Source organism: Marinobacter sediminum (assembly GCF_023657445.1).
Taxonomy (GTDB): Bacteria; Pseudomonadota; Gammaproteobacteria; order Pseudomonadales; family Oleiphilaceae; genus Marinobacter; species Marinobacter sediminum_A.
Map to the genome: position 1 here is coordinate 3013074 of NZ_JAGTWY010000001.1, position 20686 is coordinate 3033759.

The 20686-nt window shown below is 57.3% G+C and carries 22 protein-coding genes; 12 read left to right on the plus strand and 10 right to left on the minus strand.

Annotated features, from left to right (window positions below; translation table 11 throughout):
• Positions 1 to 53 precede the first annotated feature (53 nt).
• The 6 genes from yrfG (at position 54) to KFJ24_RS14275 (ending at position 5127) form a co-directional block, all read left to right on the plus strand.
• Complete coding sequence (gene yrfG / locus KFJ24_RS14250; RefSeq protein WP_250831751.1) at positions 54 to 743, plus strand: GMP/IMP nucleotidase; 690 nt, start codon at positions 54 to 56, stop codon at positions 741 to 743.
• Between the two features lie 41 nt (positions 744 to 784).
• Positions 785 to 1192 (plus strand): ribosome-associated heat shock protein Hsp15, encoded by a 408-nt coding sequence (gene hslR / locus KFJ24_RS14255; RefSeq protein ID WP_250831752.1) that lies wholly within the window; start codon positions 785 to 787, stop codon positions 1190 to 1192.
• A 79-nt stretch (positions 1193 to 1271) separates the two neighbouring features.
• Positions 1272 to 2126, plus strand: coding sequence for an Hsp33 family molecular chaperone HslO (gene hslO / locus KFJ24_RS14260; RefSeq protein WP_250831753.1), 855 nt, complete (start codon positions 1272 to 1274; stop codon positions 2124 to 2126).
• A 172-nt stretch (positions 2127 to 2298) separates the two neighbouring features.
• Positions 2299 to 3831: a phosphoenolpyruvate carboxykinase gene (locus KFJ24_RS14265; protein ID WP_250831754.1), complete on the plus strand. Its 1533-nt coding sequence runs from the start codon at positions 2299 to 2301 to the stop codon at positions 3829 to 3831.
• 89 nt (positions 3832 to 3920) lie between these two features.
• Positions 3921 to 4199: a hypothetical protein gene (locus tag KFJ24_RS14270; protein WP_250831755.1), complete on the plus strand. Its 279-nt coding sequence runs from the start codon at positions 3921 to 3923 to the stop codon at positions 4197 to 4199.
• Between the two features lie 124 nt (positions 4200 to 4323).
• Positions 4324 to 5127 (plus strand): class I SAM-dependent methyltransferase, encoded by an 804-nt coding sequence (locus KFJ24_RS14275; protein ID WP_250831756.1) that lies wholly within the window; start codon positions 4324 to 4326, stop codon positions 5125 to 5127.
• Positions 5128 to 5160: 33 nt separating this feature from the next.
• Here the strand turns inward: KFJ24_RS14275 and KFJ24_RS14280 are convergent, their stop codons facing one another.
• Together KFJ24_RS14280 and KFJ24_RS14285 are read right to left on the minus strand one after the other, a co-directional pair.
• Positions 5161 to 7242 (minus strand): TRAP transporter large permease subunit, encoded by a 2082-nt coding sequence (locus KFJ24_RS14280; RefSeq protein WP_250831757.1) that lies wholly within the window; start codon positions 7240 to 7242, stop codon positions 5161 to 5163.
• Positions 7243 to 7249: 7 nt separating this feature from the next.
• Positions 7250 to 8197, minus strand: coding sequence for a hypothetical protein (locus tag KFJ24_RS14285; RefSeq protein WP_250831758.1), 948 nt, complete (start codon positions 8195 to 8197; stop codon positions 7250 to 7252).
• A 407-nt stretch (positions 8198 to 8604) separates the two neighbouring features.
• Here KFJ24_RS14285 and KFJ24_RS14290 point away from each other — a divergent pair, with 407 nt between their 5' ends.
• On the plus strand, positions 8605 to 8877 hold the full coding sequence (locus KFJ24_RS14290) for an HU family DNA-binding protein (protein ID WP_250831759.1): 273 nt from the start codon (positions 8605 to 8607) through the stop codon (positions 8875 to 8877).
• A gap of 54 nt (positions 8878 to 8931) precedes the next feature.
• Here KFJ24_RS14290 and KFJ24_RS14295 read toward each other — a convergent pair whose 3' ends face one another.
• From KFJ24_RS14295 to gshB, 8 genes are all read right to left on the minus strand, one after another.
• The gene (locus tag KFJ24_RS14295) at positions 8932 to 9957 is read right to left on the minus strand and encodes a putative solute-binding protein (protein WP_250831760.1); all 1026 of its coding nucleotides are present in this window, start codon (positions 9955 to 9957) and stop codon (positions 8932 to 8934) included.
• A 211-nt stretch (positions 9958 to 10168) separates the two neighbouring features.
• On the minus strand, positions 10169 to 11476 hold the full coding sequence (locus KFJ24_RS14300) for a dihydroorotase (RefSeq protein ID WP_250831761.1): 1308 nt from the start codon (positions 11474 to 11476) through the stop codon (positions 10169 to 10171).
• Positions 11473 to 12486 (minus strand): aspartate carbamoyltransferase catalytic subunit, encoded by a 1014-nt coding sequence (locus KFJ24_RS14305; RefSeq protein WP_250831762.1) that lies wholly within the window; start codon positions 12484 to 12486, stop codon positions 11473 to 11475. Before KFJ24_RS14305 ends, KFJ24_RS14300 begins: the two co-directional genes overlap by 4 nt.
• Before the next feature lie 42 nt (positions 12487 to 12528).
• Positions 12529 to 13038, minus strand: coding sequence for a bifunctional pyr operon transcriptional regulator/uracil phosphoribosyltransferase PyrR (gene pyrR, locus KFJ24_RS14310; protein WP_250831763.1), 510 nt, complete (start codon positions 13036 to 13038; stop codon positions 12529 to 12531).
• A gap of 32 nt (positions 13039 to 13070) precedes the next feature.
• Positions 13071 to 13514, minus strand: coding sequence for a Holliday junction resolvase RuvX (gene ruvX / locus KFJ24_RS14315; RefSeq protein WP_250831764.1), 444 nt, complete (start codon positions 13512 to 13514; stop codon positions 13071 to 13073).
• Positions 13507 to 14073 carry a YqgE/AlgH family protein gene (locus KFJ24_RS14320; protein ID WP_250831765.1) on the minus strand — a complete coding sequence of 189 codons (567 nt, stop codon included), beginning with the start codon at positions 14071 to 14073 and terminating at the stop codon, positions 13507 to 13509. The genes ruvX and KFJ24_RS14320 overlap by 8 nt, the downstream gene beginning before the upstream one ends.
• On the minus strand, positions 14070 to 14936 hold the full coding sequence (locus KFJ24_RS14325; protein WP_250831766.1) for an energy transducer TonB: 867 nt from the start codon (positions 14934 to 14936) through the stop codon (positions 14070 to 14072). The genes KFJ24_RS14320 and KFJ24_RS14325 overlap by 4 nt, the downstream gene beginning before the upstream one ends.
• Before the next feature lie 38 nt (positions 14937 to 14974).
• A complete protein-coding gene (gene gshB, locus KFJ24_RS14330; protein WP_250831767.1) occupies positions 14975 to 15937 on the minus strand; it encodes a glutathione synthase in 963 nt (320 codons plus the stop codon).
• A gap of 296 nt (positions 15938 to 16233) precedes the next feature.
• Here gshB and pilG point away from each other — a divergent pair, with 296 nt between their 5' ends.
• The 5 genes from pilG to KFJ24_RS14355 all read left to right on the plus strand — a co-directional run bounded on the left by pilG (position 16234) and on the right by KFJ24_RS14355 (position 20682).
• Entirely contained in the window at positions 16234 to 16626 is a 393-nt protein-coding gene (pilG, locus tag KFJ24_RS14335; protein WP_008175635.1) for a twitching motility response regulator PilG, read from the plus strand.
• A gap of 32 nt (positions 16627 to 16658) precedes the next feature.
• On the plus strand, positions 16659 to 17021 hold the full coding sequence (gene pilH / locus KFJ24_RS14340; protein ID WP_250831768.1) for a twitching motility response regulator PilH: 363 nt from the start codon (positions 16659 to 16661) through the stop codon (positions 17019 to 17021).
• A gap of 20 nt (positions 17022 to 17041) precedes the next feature.
• A complete protein-coding gene (locus tag KFJ24_RS14345; RefSeq protein WP_250831769.1) occupies positions 17042 to 17587 on the plus strand; it encodes a chemotaxis protein CheW in 546 nt (181 codons plus the stop codon).
• A 92-nt stretch (positions 17588 to 17679) separates the two neighbouring features.
• Positions 17680 to 19755 carry a methyl-accepting chemotaxis protein gene (locus tag KFJ24_RS14350; protein ID WP_250831770.1) on the plus strand — a complete coding sequence of 692 codons (2076 nt, stop codon included), beginning with the start codon at positions 17680 to 17682 and terminating at the stop codon, positions 19753 to 19755.
• A gap of 27 nt (positions 19756 to 19782) precedes the next feature.
• The gene (locus tag KFJ24_RS14355) at positions 19783 to 20682 is read left to right on the plus strand and encodes a CheR family methyltransferase (RefSeq protein ID WP_250831771.1); all 900 of its coding nucleotides are present in this window, start codon (positions 19783 to 19785) and stop codon (positions 20680 to 20682) included.
• Positions 20683 to 20686 lie beyond the last annotated feature (4 nt).

The following is a 20686-nucleotide window of genomic DNA, read 5'->3' on the forward strand; positions in this document are numbered from 1 at the left end:
CCAAGTCCGGCGATCTCCGGCAGCCTGAAGAAAATTCTTTAGGCTGTTTTTGTATGGTGGACTGGTCTTCCCTTGAGACAGTGTTCCTGGATATGGATGGAACGCTGCTTGATCTGCATTTTGATAACCACTTCTGGCTCGAACACCTGCCCCGTCGCTATGCCGAGCACTTTGACCTCCATCCGCAGGAGGCCAAAGACCGGCTGATCCCCATGATCATGGCCGAACGAGGCTCCCTGAACTGGTACTGCACCGATTACTGGAGCGACCGCCTCTCTCTGGATATCACCGGGCTGAAATCGGAAGTAGGCGACCGCATTGGCTACCGCCCCCATGTCACTGACTTTCTGGACACCCTGCGGGCATCCGGCCTCCGGACTGTGATTGTCACCAACTGCCACCCTGACCCGCTTGAACTCAAACTCAAACATACCCGTCTGGGTGACCGCGTTGATGCCATCGTCTCCAGCCATCAGCTCGGCAAGGCCAAGGAAGAGCCGGGGTTCTGGCACGACCTGCAGCAGCTTGCACCATACAGGGCCGGCTCCACCCTCATGGTGGATGACAGCTTTCCGGTGCTGGAAAGCGCCCGCAAGGCCGGCATCGCCCAGTGTCTCGCAATACTCGCGCCAGACAGCCAGCAGGATCCAAAAACGCACCACCCGGACATACCCGGCATTCATCACTTCGACGAGGTGCTCCCGGGCCTGCGACGGCGCCAGCCTCTGACATCCGTGCGATGAGCGGGTTATAATCTGCACATACGCTCATCAGGTGAGGGGACATGACAGCATCCACCGCTGACGATCAACGGGTAAGACTCGACAAATGGCTCTGGGCGGCTCGTTTTTACAAAACCCGCGGCCTGGCCAAGGAAGCAATAGAGGGCGGCAAGGTCCACTACAACAGCCAGCGCTGCAAGCCCGGCAAGGTGGTGGAGGCCGGGGCTAAAGTGACGCTGCGCCTGGGCTGGCAGGAAAAGGTCGTCATAATCGATGACATCAGTGACCGCCGGCGCGGCGCACCGGAAGCTCAGAAGCTTTACCATGAAACAGAAGACAGCGTAAAAAAACGCGAAGATCTGGCCTGGCAGCGCAAAACCATGCAGGCAGCCCAGCTACCGCCGGCACGACGCCCGTCCAAGAAAGACCGGCGTGATATCCAGCGTTTCCGCGAACAGAACAACATCTGAACCTTTTCAGGATGCCCTGCCGGCCATCGCAGGGCCCCAACCGAACCCAAATCAGCAGTCAGTTTTCAGGAGATACACCATGGCATCCCGTGACCAGTTCCAGCGATTTATCTTTGAGGACAGCCAGGTGCGGGGAGCCTGGGTCCAGCTGGGAGAGAGCTTCCAGGAGATCGGCAGCCAGGCACCTTACCCGGATACCGTTCGGGGCCTGCTCGGCGAAGCGCTGGTGGCCAGCGTGCTGATGAGCAGCACACTGAAATTCGAGGGCACCCTGTCCCTTCAGGCCCAGGGAGAAGGCGCCCTGCGCACCCTGATGGCGGAATGCAGTCATGACCGCTTCATCCGTGGCCTGGCAAGATTCGATGAACACGCAGTGAGCGAGGAAAATTTCCATAACCTGCTGGGCGAGGGCCGGATGGCCATTACCATCACTCCCGACAAGGGCAACCGTTACCAGGGCGTGGTTCCCCGCGAGCAGGACACTCTCGCCGGCTGCCTGGAAGAGTATTTTGAGCGTTCCGAACAGATTCCTACCAGTCTTTTCCTGTTTGCCGATGAGAACGGTGCCGCCGGAATGCTGCTCCAGCGGCTTCCGGGCGCTACCGATGAAGACGGAGATCTGTGGGATCGGATCAACCACCTGGCTCGCACCGTGGAGGCGTCGGAACTGCTGGAGCTGGACAGCGAAACCGTCCTGCACCGCCTGTTCCACGAAGAGACTGTCCGGCTGTTTGAGCCGGAGGCCGTCGCATTTCGCTGCAGCTGCTCTCAGGAAAGAACACTCGGCGCGCTGGAAGCCATCGGTGAGGAAGAGTGTTACAGCATCCTGGATGAACAGGGATCCATCGAGATGGATTGTCAGTTCTGTCACACACACTATCGCTTTGATAGAAATGATATTGATCATCTTTTCACCGGTCATACGTTACACTAAGGTCAACAGGAAATTGCCCTGAAGCCAGTCGTGACGCGGGCTTCAGGGCAGTCGTTTTTTACCGGCGTGTCTGGCATAATAGCGCGCCTGAATTGACCCGATTGCTCAGATTTCCGCCAATTGTTGGGGGCGGGCTGAGCAATCACGAAGACACCCCGAGGGCGAGGTCGAAGTGAGCAACACTTATACTGATCTGAGTACAGCAGAACTGGTCGAACTGGCACTGGCGCGTAATGAAGGCCAGCTGGCTGCAAACGGTTCACTGGTTGTGAAAACCGGCGACCGGACAGGCCGGTCTCCCATGGACCGTTTCATCATCGAAGAGCCTAGCACCGCTGACGATATCCACTGGGGACCAATCAACCGCCCTTTCGACGCCGACAAGTTCGACGCCCTGTGGGATCGAGTTGAAGCCTATATCGCAGAGAAGGACCAGTTCGTCTCTCACGTTCACGTCGGCTCAGATCCCGAGCATTATCTGCCGGTCAAGATGTCCACCGAAACCGCCTGGCAGAACCTGTTCGGTCGCAACCTGTTTATTCGTCCGGACAGTTTCAATCCGGCCGACAAACAGGAGTGGCAGATCCTGAATGCCGCCAACTTCGAGTGCGACCCAGAGCGCGATGGCACCAACAGCGATGGCTGCGTGATGATCAACTTCGCCAAGCGCAAGGTCCTGCTGGCTGGCATGCATTACGCCGGCGAAATGAAGAAGGCCATGTTCTCGGTGCAGAACTTCCTGTTGCCGGAGAAAGACGTACTGCCCATGCATTGCTCCGCCAACGTTGGTGAAGACGGCCAGACCACTCTGTTCTTCGGCCTGTCCGGTACCGGCAAAACAACCCTCTCTGCCGATCCGAACCGCTATCTGATTGGTGATGACGAGCATGGCTGGGGCCCGGGAACAGTCTTTAACATCGAGGGTGGCTGCTACGCCAAGTGTATTGACCTCTCCCGGAAGAACGAGCCGATCATCTGGGATGCGATCCGCTTTGGTGCTATCGTCGAAAATGTCACAATCGACCCGAAAACCCGTGAGCCGGACTATACCGACGTCTCCCTCACCGAAAATTCCCGTTGCGCGTACCCGCTCGAGCATGTCGAGAAGCGGGTCATCGAAAACCGTGCCGGCGAGCCGTCTCACATCGTATTCCTGACCTGCGACATGACCGGCGTATTACCGCCCGTGTCCATCCTTTCCAAGGAAGCGGCGGCATACCACTTTCTGAGTGGCTACACCGCGCTGGTGGGCTCTACCGAAATGGGGTCTTCCTCCAAACTGAAATCCACATTTTCCACCTGCTTCGGCGCACCCTTCTTCCCGCGTCCTGCCGGTGTATACGCCGAATTGCTGATGAAACGCATGGACGAGTTCGGCAGCAAGGTATTCCTTGTAAACACCGGCTGGACCGGCGGCCCCTACGGTGAAGGCAGCCGATTCAGCATTCCGACTACCCGTGCCATCATCGCCGGCATCCAGAATGGCGACCTGGACGATGCAGAAACCGAGCATCTGGACATGCTTAACCTGAACGTGCCCAAGTACGTACCCGGTGTAAATACCAAACTGCTCAACCCACGCAATACCTGGGTCAGCCCGGAGTACTACGATGGCAAGGCCGAAGAGTTGATCGCCCAGTTCGTCGATAACTTCAAGAAGTTCGACGTATCAGACGCAATCGTCGAGGCGGGTCCGAAGCTCTAAGACAGCATCCGCCGTCACAAAAAAGCGCCCTGCGAAAGCACGGCGCTTTTTTTGTATGATGACTGATTCAACACGTAGGATAAGCTTTCATGAAACAGTTCCTGAGAAAACTCGCCGGACCAATCCTCAAACCTCTGGAAACCGGGGAAGTCGGTGCCAATTACAAAGAATCCCACCGAGCCATTCTGAACGTGGTCGGCGTGTTATTCCTGATCCTGTCGGGTTTCTCTGTCTTTATACTCAACTACACTGGAGAACTCGGCGCACTCATTCCCGTACTGGCCTTTCTCGGAATCGGCGGACTCTCACTAATCGTAGGCACACTGGGCTCAGATGTGGCTGTATCAAAGATGTGGGGCAATCGATAATATTACCAGGCGCCAGCGATCAGCAGGAACCGACGTCCCGCCATCTTGTCTAATTTCTCAGCAGATGTAAGACAAGCATTCTGAATGCACGTTTAGGCGTCGTGCTTCGGAAGAGGAGGCTGGCATGAACAATCCAGGCTTACCGGAGTTGGAACAGACAGCACGCGCCTATGAGGAACGGCTGGTGCCTGCACTGTTTCAGGACGTCGCAGGGCACCTTGCCGAAGCGGCGAACATTCACGCAGGTCAGGACGTACTCGACGTCGCATGCGGGACCGGAGTACTCGCCCGAACGATTGCCAGACGATACGAGACCGCAGGCTCTGTCACCGGGCTCGACCTGAATCCGGGCATGCTCGCCGTCGCCCAAAGTCAGGCGCCGGGCATCGACTGGCAACAGGGCGACGCAGAATCGCTTCCATTCCAGGACCACTCTTTCGACGTTGTCGTCAGCCAGTTCGGCCTCATGCTCTTCCCCTCTCCCGAACTTGCACTGCAGGAGATGTACCGGGTGTTGCGGAAGAAGGGGGCGTTACTGGTGGCGGTGTTTGACTCGATCAACCGGGTACCGGCATACAAGGCAATGTCGGCGGTCTTTGCACGCGTCGTTGATCCAGCGGTTGGTCAGGCCCTTCAACTTCCGTTTTCGCTGGGCGATACCAGGAAACTCACCTCATTATTCACCAGTGCCGGCATCAGTGCGCCAGGCATCCGAACACTTGAAATAACCGCGCGTTTTCAAGGAGCCCGGGAGATGGCATTGGCCGACATCAAAGGTTGGTTTCCGTTTGCCGACATTCAGCTTGACGAGCCCACCATCGACTCGGTGGTTGCCGAGGCTGAATTGGCGCTTGAGCCCTTTCGGACGGATGCGGGCACCATTGAGTTTCAGGTTCCGGTCCATATTCTCAGCGCCGCGAAACTCTGACCCGCGGTGTCCGCCGAGACCGTTTCAGGCAGCTCAGGCGTAAAACATCAACGGAACGAAGGCCACCACCAGCAACGAGATACCCATGGCAATGAGTGGCATGATGATGCGCTCATAACGCTGGTAAAAGGTGCCGGTTTGCTCATCGGCCGCAGCGAATTCGGCCTCGCCGACCACCTGCCGGGTTAACAGGTGGTTCAGCGCTACAGGCGGGCTCAGGTAGCCCAGCTCGAAGGCCACCAGGGTGACCATCCAGAAGTGAACCGGATGGATACCACTGCTATACGCAATGGTTGCCACAGTCGCAGTCACCAGAATCACCGCACCAAAGGCGTCCATAATCATGCCCAGGATCACCAGGATCACCACCATCAGCAGCATGGCGGACCAGGCACTGTCGAAGGCCTGGGGAAAGCTTTGCATGATATGGGAGCGTTCGATAACACCACCAATGCTCACGGACAGGCCAAGCAGCAGAAGCAGCGCCCCGATCTCAGCGGTGGTGTCATTGGTGGCGCCGCGCAGGCTGCGCTCCAGGCCCTGATGGCTGAGTTCACCCGGTGTCCTGCCCTTGCTGTTCTTCAGGCTGACGTGCTCGTACAGCAAGATGGCCAGCATGATCACCGGCAACAATCGAGGCGCCGAGAATTCATCCATGTGGACGTCCAGCGCGAAGCGATACAGAAGGACAACCGCCACAATGACCAGTACGTAGGGTATTAACGGCCTGAAGGCATGAATCATAGCCGGTAAGGCCTCAGAGGACGGCGCCAGATTAAACTTGCTCTCGCGATTTACGGTGAGTGCCACGACGGTGAACATGGTGGCGGTCAGGACAAACACCCAGATCCCCCAACCAAACAGTTCGTCCGTAGTCACTTCCCGGTTCAGGTATGCAATCACGACCACCAGCAGGCATGGGCGCAGCACCACCCCAAGTGAGCCGGACATGGCGGTGGCCGCCAGGGCCAGTTGCCGGCGGGCTCCGGCAGCGCGCAATTCACTGTAGATAACGGCACCCGCGGCAATAACGAAAATACCGGAGGCACCGGTATAGGCAGTAGGCACTGCGGCAACCAGAACAGCAACCACGGCCAGCAGCTCCGGCGGCATTCGCCAGGGCCGGAAAACGTTAAAAACCAGCGTGGCCAGGCGGGTCTGTTTGAGCATCATGCCCACCCAAACGTATAGCCCCACATTCAGGAACATGTCCGCCAGCTCCATCATCTTGCCGAGATAGATGCCAATACCTGAGGAATGGCCGATCAGCATGAAGTAGGTACCGGAAATAAGGCACATGACTGTGTACAGGGGTACCGCGAGGAAAGCCTTGTTCAGACTGCCACCAACCTTCAGGTCATCCGGCACCCGAAACAGACGGTACAGGCTGGCCAGTGTCAGACAGGCAAAACCGGTAATCCAGAAATTGTGCAGCAGCAGCTCCTCAGTGGAAACCGAGGTCTCAGCACCAAGGCTGGATTGCCGGAAGATCACGCTGGAACCCAGCAGCATGGCGTTGGCGATTGTCTGTAAGGTGTGGGAGACGGTGTAATCCAGGCGGGTTTCCATCGCCCGCATAGCAATGTGATGGCGGGTCAGGGTGGCGGTCACGGCGCACAGCATAACCAGGATAACCAGTATGTAACGCTGGGATGAAAGGCCAAACGCAGTCAGGTCCGCGACGAAGAGTTCCACAGCACGGTAGGCTTTCACGCCCGGGGTGAGCTGATCCCGGAGGTTTATATAACTCTCGTGGGCAGCCCTGCAATCCGCCACTGCGCGCTCAATGGAAAGCCTGACATCCGCCGGATCCTTTTCCTTCACGCCCAGCAAGGCAGCCATGGGGTCGTCTTTCGCCGGCTTTTCCGCGAGTTCCGCGGCCACCGCGGCATCAATATTCCGGTTGGCATCACAGGTGGGTGCCACCGGATCCATACGGAGTTTGTAATAACCACTCCAGAGCTGCTCACCACCGCGCAGCATCTGGTTATGGATATCACTGCTGGTGGAAAAGATGACAACAGCAAGCAACAGCAAGCAGGCGGGCAATGAGGAAAACCACTCCAGCCCGCTACGACGCATACCAACCTTGGAAAGAGCTACATACTGAGACATGGGATGGTTACAACAGAGCGTCCAGGTTCATGGTTTCGACTTCTTCCTGTTTGTCATCCCAGAAACTTCCAAGCTGACCCAGGGGGGTCCGGTGGCCGGTATTTTCCACCCAGAGGCGATCGGAGATGGCCACGATCATATTGGTGGCCATGGCATCTACAAACCGCCAGTCTTCGTCGGCAGGGTTTTCCTCCAGGGACTGCGCATGCTCGCGGATCACGTCTTTGACCATGTCGTGATCGCCCTTGTTGATGGCGGCAATGGCGTGAAAGACATGAGGCAGCCGTACACCGGCTTCCTCGCCCTGCTTGTCCGCAATCGCCAGGCGTTCAAAGGCATTCTCACCCTGAGGCTGGGCGCCGGGGACCATCGCCCAGACAGTCGCCCGGAGCGCCATGGGTGCGCCCCACCACTTATCGTTCTCCAGGCAGCTGGTGGCACGGGCGACGATGGAACCAATGTTGGCCGGCACGCCGATGGAAGACGTGGACTGGATCTGTGCGTTCAGTGCCTGCAGGCCCGACAGCAGTCCGGCCATGTAAATGAATTCGTCCATATCACCGTCAAAGCCCGGGCACTCCCCGTTTCCTGGCTCTCCATAATAGGTGTTGTGATGCTTCCAGGCCTTGTAATAACGCTCGGATGCAAGTGCATAAGCCCGCTTCTGGCGAATCATCGCATCTTCGGCTTCGTTGGCGTTCAGGGCATTCATCGCAGCGAGGCCAGCCAGTTCATGTTCCCGGGCCTTTTCTTCGGCGCAGCCGCCTGCCGAGAGGTAAAGCATCACGGCCAGCTGGTCCGGCTCGGAGGTTACCCGACCAAAAGACATCAGCAGCGGCGCAGTTGCTTCACTCATCGCGCAGCCCATGGCCAAATCATCGTTTCCCATCAGGTAAGGAACCGTATGGTCTCGTGAAAAGCCCTGCATCACATCACCGGTGGTCTTGTAGATCATGTTATTAACTGCCCCACAGCCGCTGAGAACGACACACGCAGTGAACGCTGCAACATAACCTTTCAGCCGCGACAAAGCTCGGGACCGATCCAGTGAGGGAATCCGGAAATGTGTCATTAAGTCTTCACCTTTTTTGCTTTTTGTTCTCGTGCCCTGTTTTCGTCTCGCGGCCCTGTCCTGTAACAGAACCGGATTGTTACAAACTGTAACCAGGAGGCCATTATGGCGCACAAGATCCTGTTTTTATGAGACCGGGGCCGCAAATGACGTCAATTGCCACACACCTCGGCCTCGAGAGGGTTTGCACATTGGGGCACAAGCCACTATAGATTGGTGCAACCGCGCCTCTTACCGATTGCGCGGCCAGCACCCAGACTAAAAAACAGGAATAATAAAAGGAGTATTCGATGCGCAAACCTGAACTCGCCGCTGCTGTTGCTGACCGAACCGGCCTGACCCGCGAAAAGGCCAGTGAGGTGATTACCGCTTTCACCGATCAGATTTCTGCAGCCGCTGCCCGTGGTGAAGACGTCACTCTGATTGGCTTTGGCACCTTCAATATCCGGAGCCGCGACGCTCGCGATGGAAGAAATCCGCAAACCGGCGCCACCATCCGCATACCCGCCAGCAAGACAGTCGGATTCAAGGCCGGCAAAGCCCTGAAAGAACAAGTCACCTGAGGCCGGCAAGGCCCGCCGGATCGGCGGGCCTGGTCACTCCTGCGGTACCTTTCCTCAGGAAGCACACTCCGAACGTGCGCCATCCACACGACAGCGAATAGCCTTCATCAGTTTGATGGCACGGTCGTCGTATACCCCGTCCTCAAGCAGCGAAAGACGAACTTTTCGCAACATCTTGTCGTACTCCGCCGTGTCTTCCTGGGGCAGAGTCATCCAAACATCTCCGGGGATCTCGTCTTCTGCCTGGGCTATGATGTCGTAGGCTTCATTAATGCGTTTGATCGACTCATCCCGAACCATCTGGCCTGCTTCTTCGGGAAAACGGTCGCGATGAATGATGACCTGGAAGTTCATGTAACCCAGGGCGTATTTGACGACGGCCCCATTGGGCTGCACCCCCTTGTAGAGTTCCAGGGGCGTATAGGCGACTGCCGGCGCATAGGCCAGATCAACACTGCCATTATTGAACTTGCCAGCAAAATTGGCCGAGTTGGACCCCACCACTGAGGCGCCAACGTGACGCACCATACGAACGGAAGCTTCATCGTAGTCCAGGGTGGCGATGCGCTTGCCCTGAAGCTTCTCAACCGAGTCAATGCTTCGATCACGGGTATGCAGGTAGATAGCACCACCCGGAAAAACGCCGGCTACCTCATACGGACCATCGATCAGAAACGGACGGGCTTTCGGCTGGCTGAGGGTGTTGTAAAGCAGACGCATTTCCTCTTCACCGGGCACCGCACCCATGGCTTCCAGCGTGCCAGTAAACTTGTTGAACTCACGGGCGCGGGTGCCGGTGAGCAGCACGGCATCACACTGGCCTGCCTTGAAATCTTCGGCAGCCACTTTTTCATCGGTATAGGCACTCAGGTTCAGCTTGATGCCCTGCTTCAGAGCCACCGGCTGGAACGTTTTGGTGATAGCGAACAGCGGGCCGTTGGCCCCCACTGGATCGAACACACAGAAACTGCGCTCGAGCGGCTCGTTCTGAGCCTGGGCGAGGCCCAGGGAAGGGAGCAGAAGACTGGCACACAGAGTGGCAGCTACGGCCACCCGTTGCGGGAAAGTTGCTGATTTCACGGGATGACTCCTGATTTATTATTGTCGGGCGCCGATACGTCCATGTGTACCGGTAATGCCCCGCTTTCCTTGGCCGACGAGGGTCGACGGCTACAAGAATACGTTGGCACAGGTGCCTGTCATCAAGGGCTTTTAGGCAAAAGGGAGAGATTCTGTGACAGTGTCGACAGAGGTTACGCAACCTCTGCCGCATTTCAGGTTTGGTTGTGGATCAGCTCGCTGGCTGTTGCCAGGCAATACGACCTGCGGCGACAGTCAGGCGAACAACGCCCGGCAATTCACGGCCAGTCACCGGAGCATGGCGGCCGGCGGAGACCAGAGTATTGTTGTCAGGGGTCCAGTATTCTGCGGGATCGAAAACACAAAGATCGGCGATTTCGCCTTCCTGCAGTGACGCCTTGCGGCCAATTGCTGCGGCCGGTCCAGAAGTGAGGGCGCGCACCAGCTCCGGCAGGGTCATCTCATTCAGTTCCACCAGCTCAAGCCCAAGGGACAGCACACTTTCCACACTCGACAGCCCCGGTTCGGTAGCGGCCAGGGGTGCCTGCTTGGCAGCGGAATCGTGGGGCTGGTGCTGGCTGACAATGGCATCAATTGTGCCTGCGCGCACACCGGCGATCAGCGCTTTGCGATCTTCTTCCCTGCGCAGGGGAGGACGTACGTGGAAGCGACTATCGAAGCCGGCCAGGGCACTTTCGGTGAATAACAGCTGATGCATGGCCACGTCGGCGGTCACGGCTACACCTCGCTGGCGTGCCTCGGCAAGCATTTCCACGCTGCGAGCGCAGGAAAGCTGACTAAGGTGCAGGCGCACACCGGTTTCCTCCGCCAGCAGGATCATTTCCATGACAGCGGTAGTTTCTGCCACTTCCGGAATACCCAGCAAGCCAAGGCGGGACGTCACCAGGCCATCATGAGCATAGCCGTCAGCAGCAAGCGCCAGGTTTTCCGGGCTGAACATCACGGTCAGTCCGAATGTCTGGGCATAGGCCATGCAACGGCGCAGAATACGGGCGTTGCGAACCCCTTTGGAACCATTGCCTACGGCCACACATCCGGCAGCAGCCAGACCGGCCATATCACTAAGGAGATCCCCCTCCAGGCCACGGGTGACCGCTCCCACCGGCAACACATGAATGGGTGAGCGGGTCGCCGCCACGTCCCGGATCAGATGGGTGACCGCCCCGGAATCATTCACCGGAGACGTTTCCGGCGACGCACATACGGTGCTGAACCCGCCATGGGCCGCCGCACGGGTTTCCGAAGCAATGTTACCCTTCTGGCCATTACCCGGCTCACGCAGGTTGCAACACAGGTCCACAAAACCCGGTGCAATCACACACCCTTCCGCCGTCACGGTTTCATCGGCCGTTGCCCGTCTGGCGTCATCTCCCGTGGCGGCGATCCTGCCGTCCCGAATCAGCAGCGCAACGTTGTCCGATTCAGCACCGTTCCCGTCGATCAGGCGACCACCGACGATCTTCAGGCTGGCCCCCTCGTGTTGTTCTGTCACACTCATGACCGGGCCCTCTCGCTCTGTTTCCTTTGACGCTCTGCAACCTGGCCTCCCATCGCCATGGACATAACGGCCATCCGGATGGCAATGCCATTGGTAACCTGATTAAGGATCACCGAGTGTGGCCCATCCGCTACCGCTGATTCGATTTCCACACCCCGGTTGATCGGACCGGGGTGCATCACTATGCAATCCGGATGGGCCAGGGCCAGCTTTTCCTGGCTAAGCCCATACAAACGGTAGAACTCCCGTTCACTGGGCAACAGGGCGCCTTCCATCCGCTCTTTTTGCAGACGTAGCATGATAACCACGTCCAGATCCTTCATGCCCTTAGCCATGTCGTATTCGATGGTGCAGCCCAGGCTTTCCACGTCTTTGGGTAGCAGCGTGCCGGGTGCGATGATTCGAACTTCCGCAGCACCCAGTTCATTCAGGGCACGGATTTGAGAACGGGCAACACGGGAATGCAGTACATCCCCGACGATGGCAACTTTCAGGCCTTCAAACGTGCCTTTGTGCTGCCGAATAGTGAGCATGTCCAGCATCGCCTGGGTTGGATGCGCGTGACGGCCGTCCCCGGCGTTGATAATGGCAACCCCCGGGGTAACGCTCTCGGCAATAAAGTGAGGTGCACCGCTCTGGGAGTGACGAACGACAAACATATCGCTGGCCATGGCCTCAAGGTTGAGCAAGGTATCGGAGAGGGACTCACCCTTGGAGGTGGCCGAGGTACTGATGTCCAGGTTGAGCACGTCTGCCGACAGGCGCTTGGCAGCCAGCTCAAAAGTGCTTCGGGTACGGGTACTCGATTCGAAGAACAGGTTGACCACCGTGCGCCCGCGAAGTAACGGCACCTTTTTGATAGTGCGTTCACCAACCTCTATAAACGAATCGGCGGTGTCCAGAATGTCGGTGAGTAATTCCCGGTCGAGGCCGTCGAGGGTCAGGAAATGCCGCAACTGACCATCCCGGGTCAGCTGCAAGTGGTGCGGGGAAGGGTCGTTTGCGGTCATGGGTCGCCTGTCTGCTGTTCTGCGGTATGGTGGCCTGGAGTTTTACTGCCCGGTTTCCTGAAATTCTATGTGCAAGGGATCAGGACCACGCAGCTTCACGCGCTGGTGTGGCTCCAGAGAAAGCACCCGGCCTGCAACATCCGGCTGGACCGGAAGCTCCCGGGCGCCCAGGTCAATCAGGGTGGCCAATATGATACTGGCTGGACGGCCATAATCGAAAATTTCGTTCATGGCAGCACGGATGGTTCGGCCACTCATGATCACATCATCAATGAGGATAATGTCCCGGCCTTCGGTATCAAAAGGCAGACTGGAAGGCTTCACTTTCGGGTTCAGGCCGATGCGGCTGAAATCGTCCCGGTAAAAGGAGATGTCCAGTTCTCCGCACGGTTCTGCCAGCTCAAGACGCTTTCTGAGTTCACCGGCCAGCCAGACACCGCCGGTACGAATACCGATCAGGGCCGGTGATTTCACGCCTCGCTCCTTGAGCACATGACGCAAACCCGTTTCCAGTTCGTTCAGCAGCTGTTTGATATCAAGCTGTGCGGTCATTTCATCCTCTTTAATTAAAAAGCCAACATCCATCAGTTGCCAGCGTGATTATCCTGCAGTCCAAACCAGGTTTCCAGAATCAGTACCGCGGCCCGGTCATCAACGCCGTATCGGCCAAAATCCCGATTGCCGCCCGCCGCCATAACATCACCCTTTGCTTCAAAGCTGGTAAGGCGCTCGTCCACCATCTCCACGGGCACATGGTAGCGACCGTGAATACGCTTTCCGAACTTGCGCGCCCGGGCGCACATCTCATTTTCGGTATCGTCCATATTGAGCGGCAAGCCGACCACCACAAGGTTCGGGCGCCATTCTTCAAGGAGTTTTCCGATCTGGTTCCAGTCGGGAACACCATCACGGGCCGGGATCATGGCCAGGGGTTGCCCGGTGCCCAGAATTTCCTGGCCCGACGCTACTCCGATCCGGCGGGTCCCGAAATCAAAGGCCATGACTCGGCGATTACCGCTTTCAGGCATGGCCAACAGACTCACTGAGCTGGTTGAGATCGATTCCAATCAGCTTAAGCACCGCTTTGTAGCGGTCTTTCCAGGGCGTACGGAACAGAATGTCTGTGGTTGCGGGACAGGTGAGCCAGGAGTTGCTTCCCAGCTCTTCTTCCAACTGGCCTTCGCCCCACCCTGAATAGCCAAGCGCCACCAGAAACTCTTCGGGACCGTCACCACGGCCAATACCTGCCAGTACATCCCGGGAGGTGGTGAGCATGACATCTTCGGTCACTTCAGCGGTGCTCTGCCAGCTGGTCCCGGGTGGGTGCAGAACAAAGCCACGCTCGGGTTCCACAGGACCACCACTGAACACCGGCAGATCCAGCTCGCCACCGTGCATGTCCAGCTGCTCCAGGATTTCGCCCAGGTGGATATCCAGGGGATGGTTAACCATCAGCCCCAGCGCGCCATCGTCGGAGTGTTCACACAGGTAGATCACAGCACCGTGAAACCGAGGATCGGCAAGATAAGGAGAGGCCACCAGAAAGTGGTGCCTGAGACTTTGGGGAGAGTGCTTAGATGCTGTCATCCGGATGTCAGCCCCCTTTGCTGGAAAGACCAGGTTCGTATGATTTCCAGTTCATCCACCTTTTCCCGCATATCATCCGGGAAAGGCGCAAACGGTGAAGCCATTCGGACAATACGGATCGCCGCATCATCCAGCACCGTACTCCCTGATGACTGCAAAACGGCCACTTCCTTGATTGTGCCATCTTTCTTCAGTGAAACCAGCATTCGCAACGTGCCATAGATACCTGCACGCCGGGCCTCCGTGGGATAATTGATGTTGCCAACCCGGGTAACCTTGCTGATCCAGTTCTGCACATACCAGGCGTTGGTTGATTTCAGCGTCGAGGCGGCCGTCACCCGCATAACCCGTGGCTTGCGGGCATAGGCCTGTTGCTGGGCATCAAAACGCGCTTCCAGGCTGGCAATTTCCAGACTGCGCTCCATCAGGCTCTTCTTTTTACGGACCGGCAGGGGCTCCTCAACCGGTTCGGTGCGTTCCTCGGGGGCCTGAACCTTTCGGCTGGATGCACTTTTGGTCTTTACTACCTGCTGTTCCTGGCGGGGCTGAGGTTTGGTTTGCGACGGCGGCTCCGGTTGTACCTGGGCCACTTCGGGCTGGCTGACCTCCGCTGGCTGCGGGGTAGTCATTTCCCTGGCTTCTTCCTCAGTGCCACTGCCCTGCTGGCTGGTCTGGGCCAGAAAGTCCGCTTCCTCGGGCGCCTTTTCGTCATCAAACTGAGACAGAGTGATTTCCATGGTCTGCGCCGAGGAACGTGGCGGTTCAGGAGCAAAGGTAATCCCCAGTACGACAATGGCATGCACAGCCAACGCCATGAAAAGGGTAAAGGAAAACCGGTCGAAGTCGCTTACCTGAACTGCCATTCCTGATCCTGGTTAAATCGTTAGCCCTGTCGTAACCGTTATGCCTGGTGACTCACACCCAGGCGTTTGGCAATGGCGTCCATCAGCATGCCGCTAATGTCGATACCAAAAGCGGAATCGAGTTCACGGATACAGGTTGGACTGGTCACGTTTATTTCAGTGAGGTAGTCGCCGATCACATCCAGGCCCACAAAAATAAGGCCTTTTTCCTTGATGACCGGAGCAACTCGCTCACAGATTTCCCGATCCCTGGCGGTAAGTTCACGCCCTTCGCCACGACCACCGGCTGCCAGGTTGCCGCGATTCTCACCTTGCGACGGAATCCGTGCAAGGGAATAAGGCACGGGCTCACCCTCAATCAGCAGGATACGCTTGTCGCCATCAGTGATCTCGGGAATGTACTTCTGGGCCATGGCCTGGTGAGAGCCATAGTTGGTCAGGGTTTCGATGATGACGCCCAGATTGAAATCATTCTCCTTGATGCGAAAGATCGAATGGCCACCCATGCCGTCCACCGGCTTCATGATAACGTCGCCATGCTCAGCGTAGAATTCCCGGAAACGGCTTGCGGAACGACTCACCAGCAGCGGCGGAGTGAGATCGTCGAACTGGGTAGCGAACAGCTTTTCGTTACAGTCCCTCAGCGTGGCCGCCGGATTCACTACCAGGGCCCCCTGCTGCTCTGCGGCCTCAAGAATGTAGGTCGCCATCAAGAACTCCCGGTCAACCGGAGGGTCCTTGCGCATAAGGATCACATCCAGGTCGCCAAGCGCACGGTCCTGACTCGGGCCAAAGCCATACCAGTTTTCAGGATCCATGTGCACGGTCAAGTCACGGGTGTGGGCCATGGCCTTGCCACCATCCAGATACATATCCGGCAATTCCATGTATTCGATTTCCCAGCCGCGCTTTTGCGCTGCCAGCAACATGGCCAGTGAACTGTCTTTCTTGAAATGGATATCCTCAATCGGATCCATCACGATCCCGAGTCGGACTGTCATAATGTCTCTTGAGCTCCAAGGGTTAAAAACACGAACCGGTCTGCAGAGCGAACCGGACGATAAGTGCTATGCTGAGACGTCAGATGGTATTGTACCCGAGCCGTGAATGCATCCGCAGAAATCCTCAGCCGATTACGTGACGTTGCAGGCGAAAGTACATTTGGTCACAAAGTAATACTTTTTATCCAGCCATTGATACTCTATAAATGAGCGGGGTTTATAGAAGAACCTTAAGGTTTATGTTAAAACCCTCGTTTGAAAATAATGACAGTCGCTGAGCGCAAGGCAGTTGGACAATGGATGACAACTTCGAGAACTTGAAGATCATGGTGATCGACGATAGTAAGACCATCCGTCGCACCGCAGAAACCCTTCTCAAAAAGGTCGGCTGTGAGGTCATCACCGCAACTGACGGCTTTGACGCTCTGGCCAAGATTGCTGATTCCCAGCCCGACATCATCTTTGTGGACATCATGATGCCGCGCCTGGATGGCTACCAGACCTGCGCACTCATCAAGAACAATTCCTCTTTCAAAAAGACGCCGGTTATCATGCTCTCCAGCAAGGACGGACTGTTTGACAAGGCCAAGGGCCGCATCGTCGGCTCGGACCAATATCTGACCAAACCGTTCAGCAAGGATGAGCTGCTCAACACTATCCGCCAGTATGTCCCCCAAGCGGAACAGTAAACCTGCTGAAACCAAGAACCATCGAGGAAACCATGGCTCGCATTCTGATTGTTGACGACTCCCCTACCGAGGTGAAGAAGATTTCCAGCATCCTGGAAAAGCACCAGCACGAAGTTCTGACCGCCGATAACGGCGCTGACGGTGTTGCCAAAGCCCGCGCCGAAACGCCGGACCTGGTACTGATGGACGTAGTAATGCCTGGTCTCAACGGCTTCCAGGCTACACGCCAACTGACTCGTGCTCCGGAGACTGCGTCCATCCCGGTAATTATCGTAACCACCAAGGATCAGGAAACTGACCGTGTATGGGGTACTCGTCAGGGCGCCAAGGGTTACCTCGTCAAGCCGGTTATCGAAGACGACCTGATCAAAACAATCAACAGTCTGATTGCCTGACCCCTAACCGTGGAGTAAGCATGTCCGCCCAGGCCGCCCCCTTTGCCGTTCTGACGGATATCGCCCAGCGCAGCCGGTCCATGGCAGCCGGCTTGCCGGAGCAGCAGGAAGCCGTTGATCTGTGGAACGGCATCGGCTTTGTTCTGGCGGGTGAGCGCTATGTGGCCCCGATGGGCGAAGTCACTGAAATTCTCCATGTCCCCCGGTTTACTCACATCCCGGGGGTTCGCTCCTTTCTTCTGGGTGCCGCCAATGTCCGTGGCCGCCTACTCCCCCTGGTAGACCTTGCCGGTTTCTTCGATGTCCCCCGCTCCTCACGCAGCATGCGTGAACGCCGCGTGCTGGTGGTCGAACAGGGAGACATTTTCAGTGGACTGGTGGTCGACAGCGTACTGGGCATGCAGTACTTCGCATCAGACAGTTTCAAAGGCACACCGGAAGGTGTGCCTGAAAACGTTCGACCGTTTGTTACAGGCGGCTATGAACGCAATGAGGAAGTCTGGAAAGTCTTTTCTGCCGTCGATCTGCTCGACGACGAACGCTTTCTTGACGTCGCACAGTGGTAAGGGTGGTGACAATGGCAGGAACATCACCCTGACCGCCTTATACCCGCTTAAACAAACTTGCCAATCTTTATGAAGAGGCCGGGAGCCAGAAAATGAAAAACAGAGCCGGAAGACTCAGTATGGGACAGGGGGGCAACAAATTCGTTGCCGGTCTGATCGCCGCACTGATTGCACTCACCGTCCTGCTCGTTGTGGTCCTGTTTATCATTAACAGGGACAGCCAGAACGACCAGGAATACATCGCCAACACCGCTGAGCTGAGGGTTCTCTCGCAGGCCATTGCGAAGAACGCCACCGAGGCCGCCGGCGGTACCGCCGAGGCCTTCAACCAGCTCAAGCGTTCACGGGATGAGTTCCAGCAGCTCTGGAGCAATGTAACTGAGGGCAACCCGGAAACCGGCCTCCCGCCCAGTGAACTGGCGCAACAAAGCGGGGTTCAGGAAAACTGGAACACCGTGCGTGAGAACGCTGACAGCATCCTCACGACTCAGGGCGCGGTAATGGGCCTGAACGAAGTTGCCCGGACGCTGAACGAAACCATTCCTCAGCTGCAGGTGGAGTACGATGACATCGTACAGATTCTGCTCGACAATGGTGCTCCGGCCGAGCAGATCGCGCTGGCGCAGCGCCAGTCACTGCTTGCGGAACGAATAGTACGTTCAGTTAATAACGTACTCTCTGGTGACGAAGATGCCGTTATAGCAGCAGACCGGTTTGGCCGCGACGCCAGCCTGTTTGGCCGGGTCCTCGAGGGCCAGTTGAATGGCAACGCTGCCATGGGTATCTCCAAGGTTAACGATGAAGATGCCATCTACGGCCTTGAAGCCGTTGACGAGCTTTTCGAATTTGTTTCCCAGAACGTAGACGCCATCCTTGAAGCCTCTCCCGACCTCTTCAAGGTACGCACTGCCGCGAGCGACATCTTCCAGAACTCTGAGATCCTGCTTTCCGAACTGTCTGGACTTGCAGACAGATTCCGGAATCAGTCCAGTTCCGGCCTGATAAGCCCGACCCTGGCCTTCATTATTCTGGCCGCCATGGTTGGTATTGTTGTGGTTATCGGTTTTGCCCTGTACCGCGAAGCCCAGGCCCGACTGGCCACTACGCAAGAGCAGAACGAACAGAACCAGAACGCGATCCTGCGACTGCTGGACGAACTCGCCGACCTGGCGGATGGTGACCTGACCACCGAGGCGACGGTAACCGAGGACTTTACCGGTGCCATCGCGGACTCCATCAACTACGCGATTGACCAGATGCGCGGTCTGGTACAGGCGATTCGTGGCACCGCGGTACGGGTCGCATCCGCCGCCCAGGAAACCCAGGCTACGGCGATGCACTTGGCCGACGCTTCCGAGCACCAGGCCCAGGAAATTGCCGGTGCATCCGCGGCGGTTAACGAGATGGCAGTGTCCATCGACCAGGTATCCTCGAACGCTTCCGAATCCTCGGCGGTTGCGGAGCGGTCGGTTGCGATCGCCAAGAAAGGCGCGGAAGTGGTACAGAACACCATCCGCGGCATGGATAACATCCGTGAGCAGATCCAGGAAACATCCAAGCGGATCAAGCGTCTGGGTGAATCTTCCCAGGAAATCGGTGACATCGTATCCCTGATCAACGACATCGCCGACCAGACCAACATCCTGTCCCTGAACGCTGCGATCCAGGCCTCCATGGCCGGTGACGCAGGCCGGGGCTTTGCGGTGGTTGCAGATGAAGTTCAGCGTCTGGCGGAACGTTCCTCTGCGGCAACCAAGCAGATTGAAGCACTGGTTAAGACGATCCAGTCCGATACCAACGAAGCGGTTATCTCCATGGAGCACACCACCGCCGAGGTGGTCCGTGGTGCCCGACTGGCACAGGATGCGGGTATCGCGCTCGAGGAAATCGAGAACGTATCCATGAGTCTGGCGGAACTGATCCAGAACATCTCCAACGCGGCACGACAGCAGTCGTCTTCTGCGGCGCACATTTCCAACACCATGAACGTTATCCAGGAAATCACGTCCCAGACCTCGTCCGGTACCAACGCGACCGCGAAGTCTATCGGTAATCTGGCAGAAATGGCGACAGAGCTGCGGTCTTCCGTTGCTGGCTTCACCCTGCCGGAAGAAGACGCAGCTGATCAGGAAGAAGAGGAAGACAGCGACGTTCCGGTGGTGGGCTGATTTTCGGCTCTGGGGTGTTGACGGTTTATGGCGCAAATGCATAACAACCTGTCACCCGCCGAAGGCATCTGGTCACTGCGCCGACTCCCGGATATGGACGAGGCGCAGTTCAGCCAGTGGCAGACGCTGCTGGAGCACCGAACAGGCATGACTCTGTCAGCGGAGCGCCGCTCATTTCTGGAGACCAATCTCGGAATCCGGATGCGGGAAATCGGCTGCAACAGTTATCAGGCCTATTACGAGAAAATCGTATCCGGGCCCGATGCCATCAGGGAGTGGTCAACACTGGTTGACCGGCTGACCGTCCAGGAAACCCGGTTTTTCCGGGACCCGGACGCCTTCCGGCTGGTGAAGGATTTTGTTCTGACAAGACCCAGGGAGCAGCTCACCAGGCAGCCGCTGGAAGCCTGGAGCGTCGGGTGTTCTTCGGGCGAAGAGCCCTACACCCTGGCGATGGTGTTGAATGAGTGCATGGCCCAGCTGGCCCTGAAGCCATTATTCGGCATCACTGGCTCCGACATCAGCAAGCCCGCGATCGAAAAGGCCCGTATTGGCCAGTTCAACCCCCGCAAACTGCTGGGAATGGACGAAGACATGAAATCCCGGTATTTCCGCCCGGCCGAGCGAAATACCGTAGAAATTGTGAATAGCATCCGGGACAGGGTGTGCTTTACCAGACTGAATGTGCTGGATCTTGATAAGGCACCCATGCACGGGATGAACATTATCTTCTGCCAGAATCTGCTGATTTATTTTCGCCGCTGGCGCCGGCGGGAAATTGTCAAACGACTTGCAGAGCGGCTGGCGCCCGGGGGGTTGCTGGTGCTGGGCCAGGGTGAGCTGACCGATTGGCAGCCTCCCGGCCTGCAGAGGGTACCCTCGGAACATGTACTGGCGTGGATCAAACGCCAGACTGACGAAGAATAACCGG

Excerpts from the sequence above, each read along its gene's own strand:
- yrfG (WP_250831751.1), top strand. The coding sequence starts at position 54 with ATGGTGGACTGGTCTTCCCTTGAGACAGTGTTCCTGGATATGGATGGA.
- hslR (WP_250831752.1), top strand. The coding sequence starts at position 785 with ATGACAGCATCCACCGCTGACGATCAACGGGTAAGACTCGACAAATGG.
- hslO (WP_250831753.1), top strand. The coding sequence starts at position 1,272 with ATGGCATCCCGTGACCAGTTCCAGCGATTTATCTTTGAGGACAGCCAG.
- KFJ24_RS14270 (WP_250831755.1), top strand. The coding sequence starts at position 3,921 with ATGAAACAGTTCCTGAGAAAACTCGCCGGACCAATCCTCAAACCTCTG.
- KFJ24_RS14275 (WP_250831756.1), top strand. The coding sequence starts at position 4,324 with ATGAACAATCCAGGCTTACCGGAGTTGGAACAGACAGCACGCGCCTAT.
- KFJ24_RS14280 (WP_250831757.1), bottom strand. The coding sequence starts at position 7,242 with ATGTCTCAGTATGTAGCTCTTTCCAAGGTTGGTATGCGTCGTAGCGGG.
- KFJ24_RS14285 (WP_250831758.1), bottom strand. The coding sequence starts at position 8,197 with ATGATCTACAAGACCACCGGTGATGTGATGCAGGGCTTTTCACGAGAC.
- KFJ24_RS14290 (WP_250831759.1), top strand. The coding sequence starts at position 8,605 with ATGCGCAAACCTGAACTCGCCGCTGCTGTTGCTGACCGAACCGGCCTG.
- KFJ24_RS14300 (WP_250831761.1), bottom strand. The coding sequence starts at position 11,476 with ATGAGTGTGACAGAACAACACGAGGGGGCCAGCCTGAAGATCGTCGGT.
- KFJ24_RS14305 (WP_250831762.1), bottom strand. The coding sequence starts at position 12,486 with ATGACCGCAAACGACCCTTCCCCGCACCACTTGCAGCTGACCCGGGAT.
- pyrR (WP_250831763.1), bottom strand. The coding sequence starts at position 13,038 with ATGACCGCACAGCTTGATATCAAACAGCTGCTGAACGAACTGGAAACG.
- ruvX (WP_250831764.1), bottom strand. The coding sequence starts at position 13,514 with ATGCCTGAAAGCGGTAATCGCCGAGTCATGGCCTTTGATTTCGGGACC.
- KFJ24_RS14320 (WP_250831765.1), bottom strand. The coding sequence starts at position 14,073 with ATGACAGCATCTAAGCACTCTCCCCAAAGTCTCAGGCACCACTTTCTG.
- KFJ24_RS14325 (WP_250831766.1), bottom strand. The coding sequence starts at position 14,936 with ATGGCAGTTCAGGTAAGCGACTTCGACCGGTTTTCCTTTACCCTTTTC.
- gshB (WP_250831767.1), bottom strand. The coding sequence starts at position 15,937 with ATGACAGTCCGACTCGGGATCGTGATGGATCCGATTGAGGATATCCAT.
- pilG (WP_008175635.1), top strand. The coding sequence starts at position 16,234 with ATGGATGACAACTTCGAGAACTTGAAGATCATGGTGATCGACGATAGT.
- pilH (WP_250831768.1), top strand. The coding sequence starts at position 16,659 with ATGGCTCGCATTCTGATTGTTGACGACTCCCCTACCGAGGTGAAGAAG.
- KFJ24_RS14345 (WP_250831769.1), top strand. The coding sequence starts at position 17,042 with ATGTCCGCCCAGGCCGCCCCCTTTGCCGTTCTGACGGATATCGCCCAG.
- KFJ24_RS14350 (WP_250831770.1), top strand. The coding sequence starts at position 17,680 with ATGAAAAACAGAGCCGGAAGACTCAGTATGGGACAGGGGGGCAACAAA.
- KFJ24_RS14355 (WP_250831771.1), top strand. The coding sequence starts at position 19,783 with ATGGCGCAAATGCATAACAACCTGTCACCCGCCGAAGGCATCTGGTCA.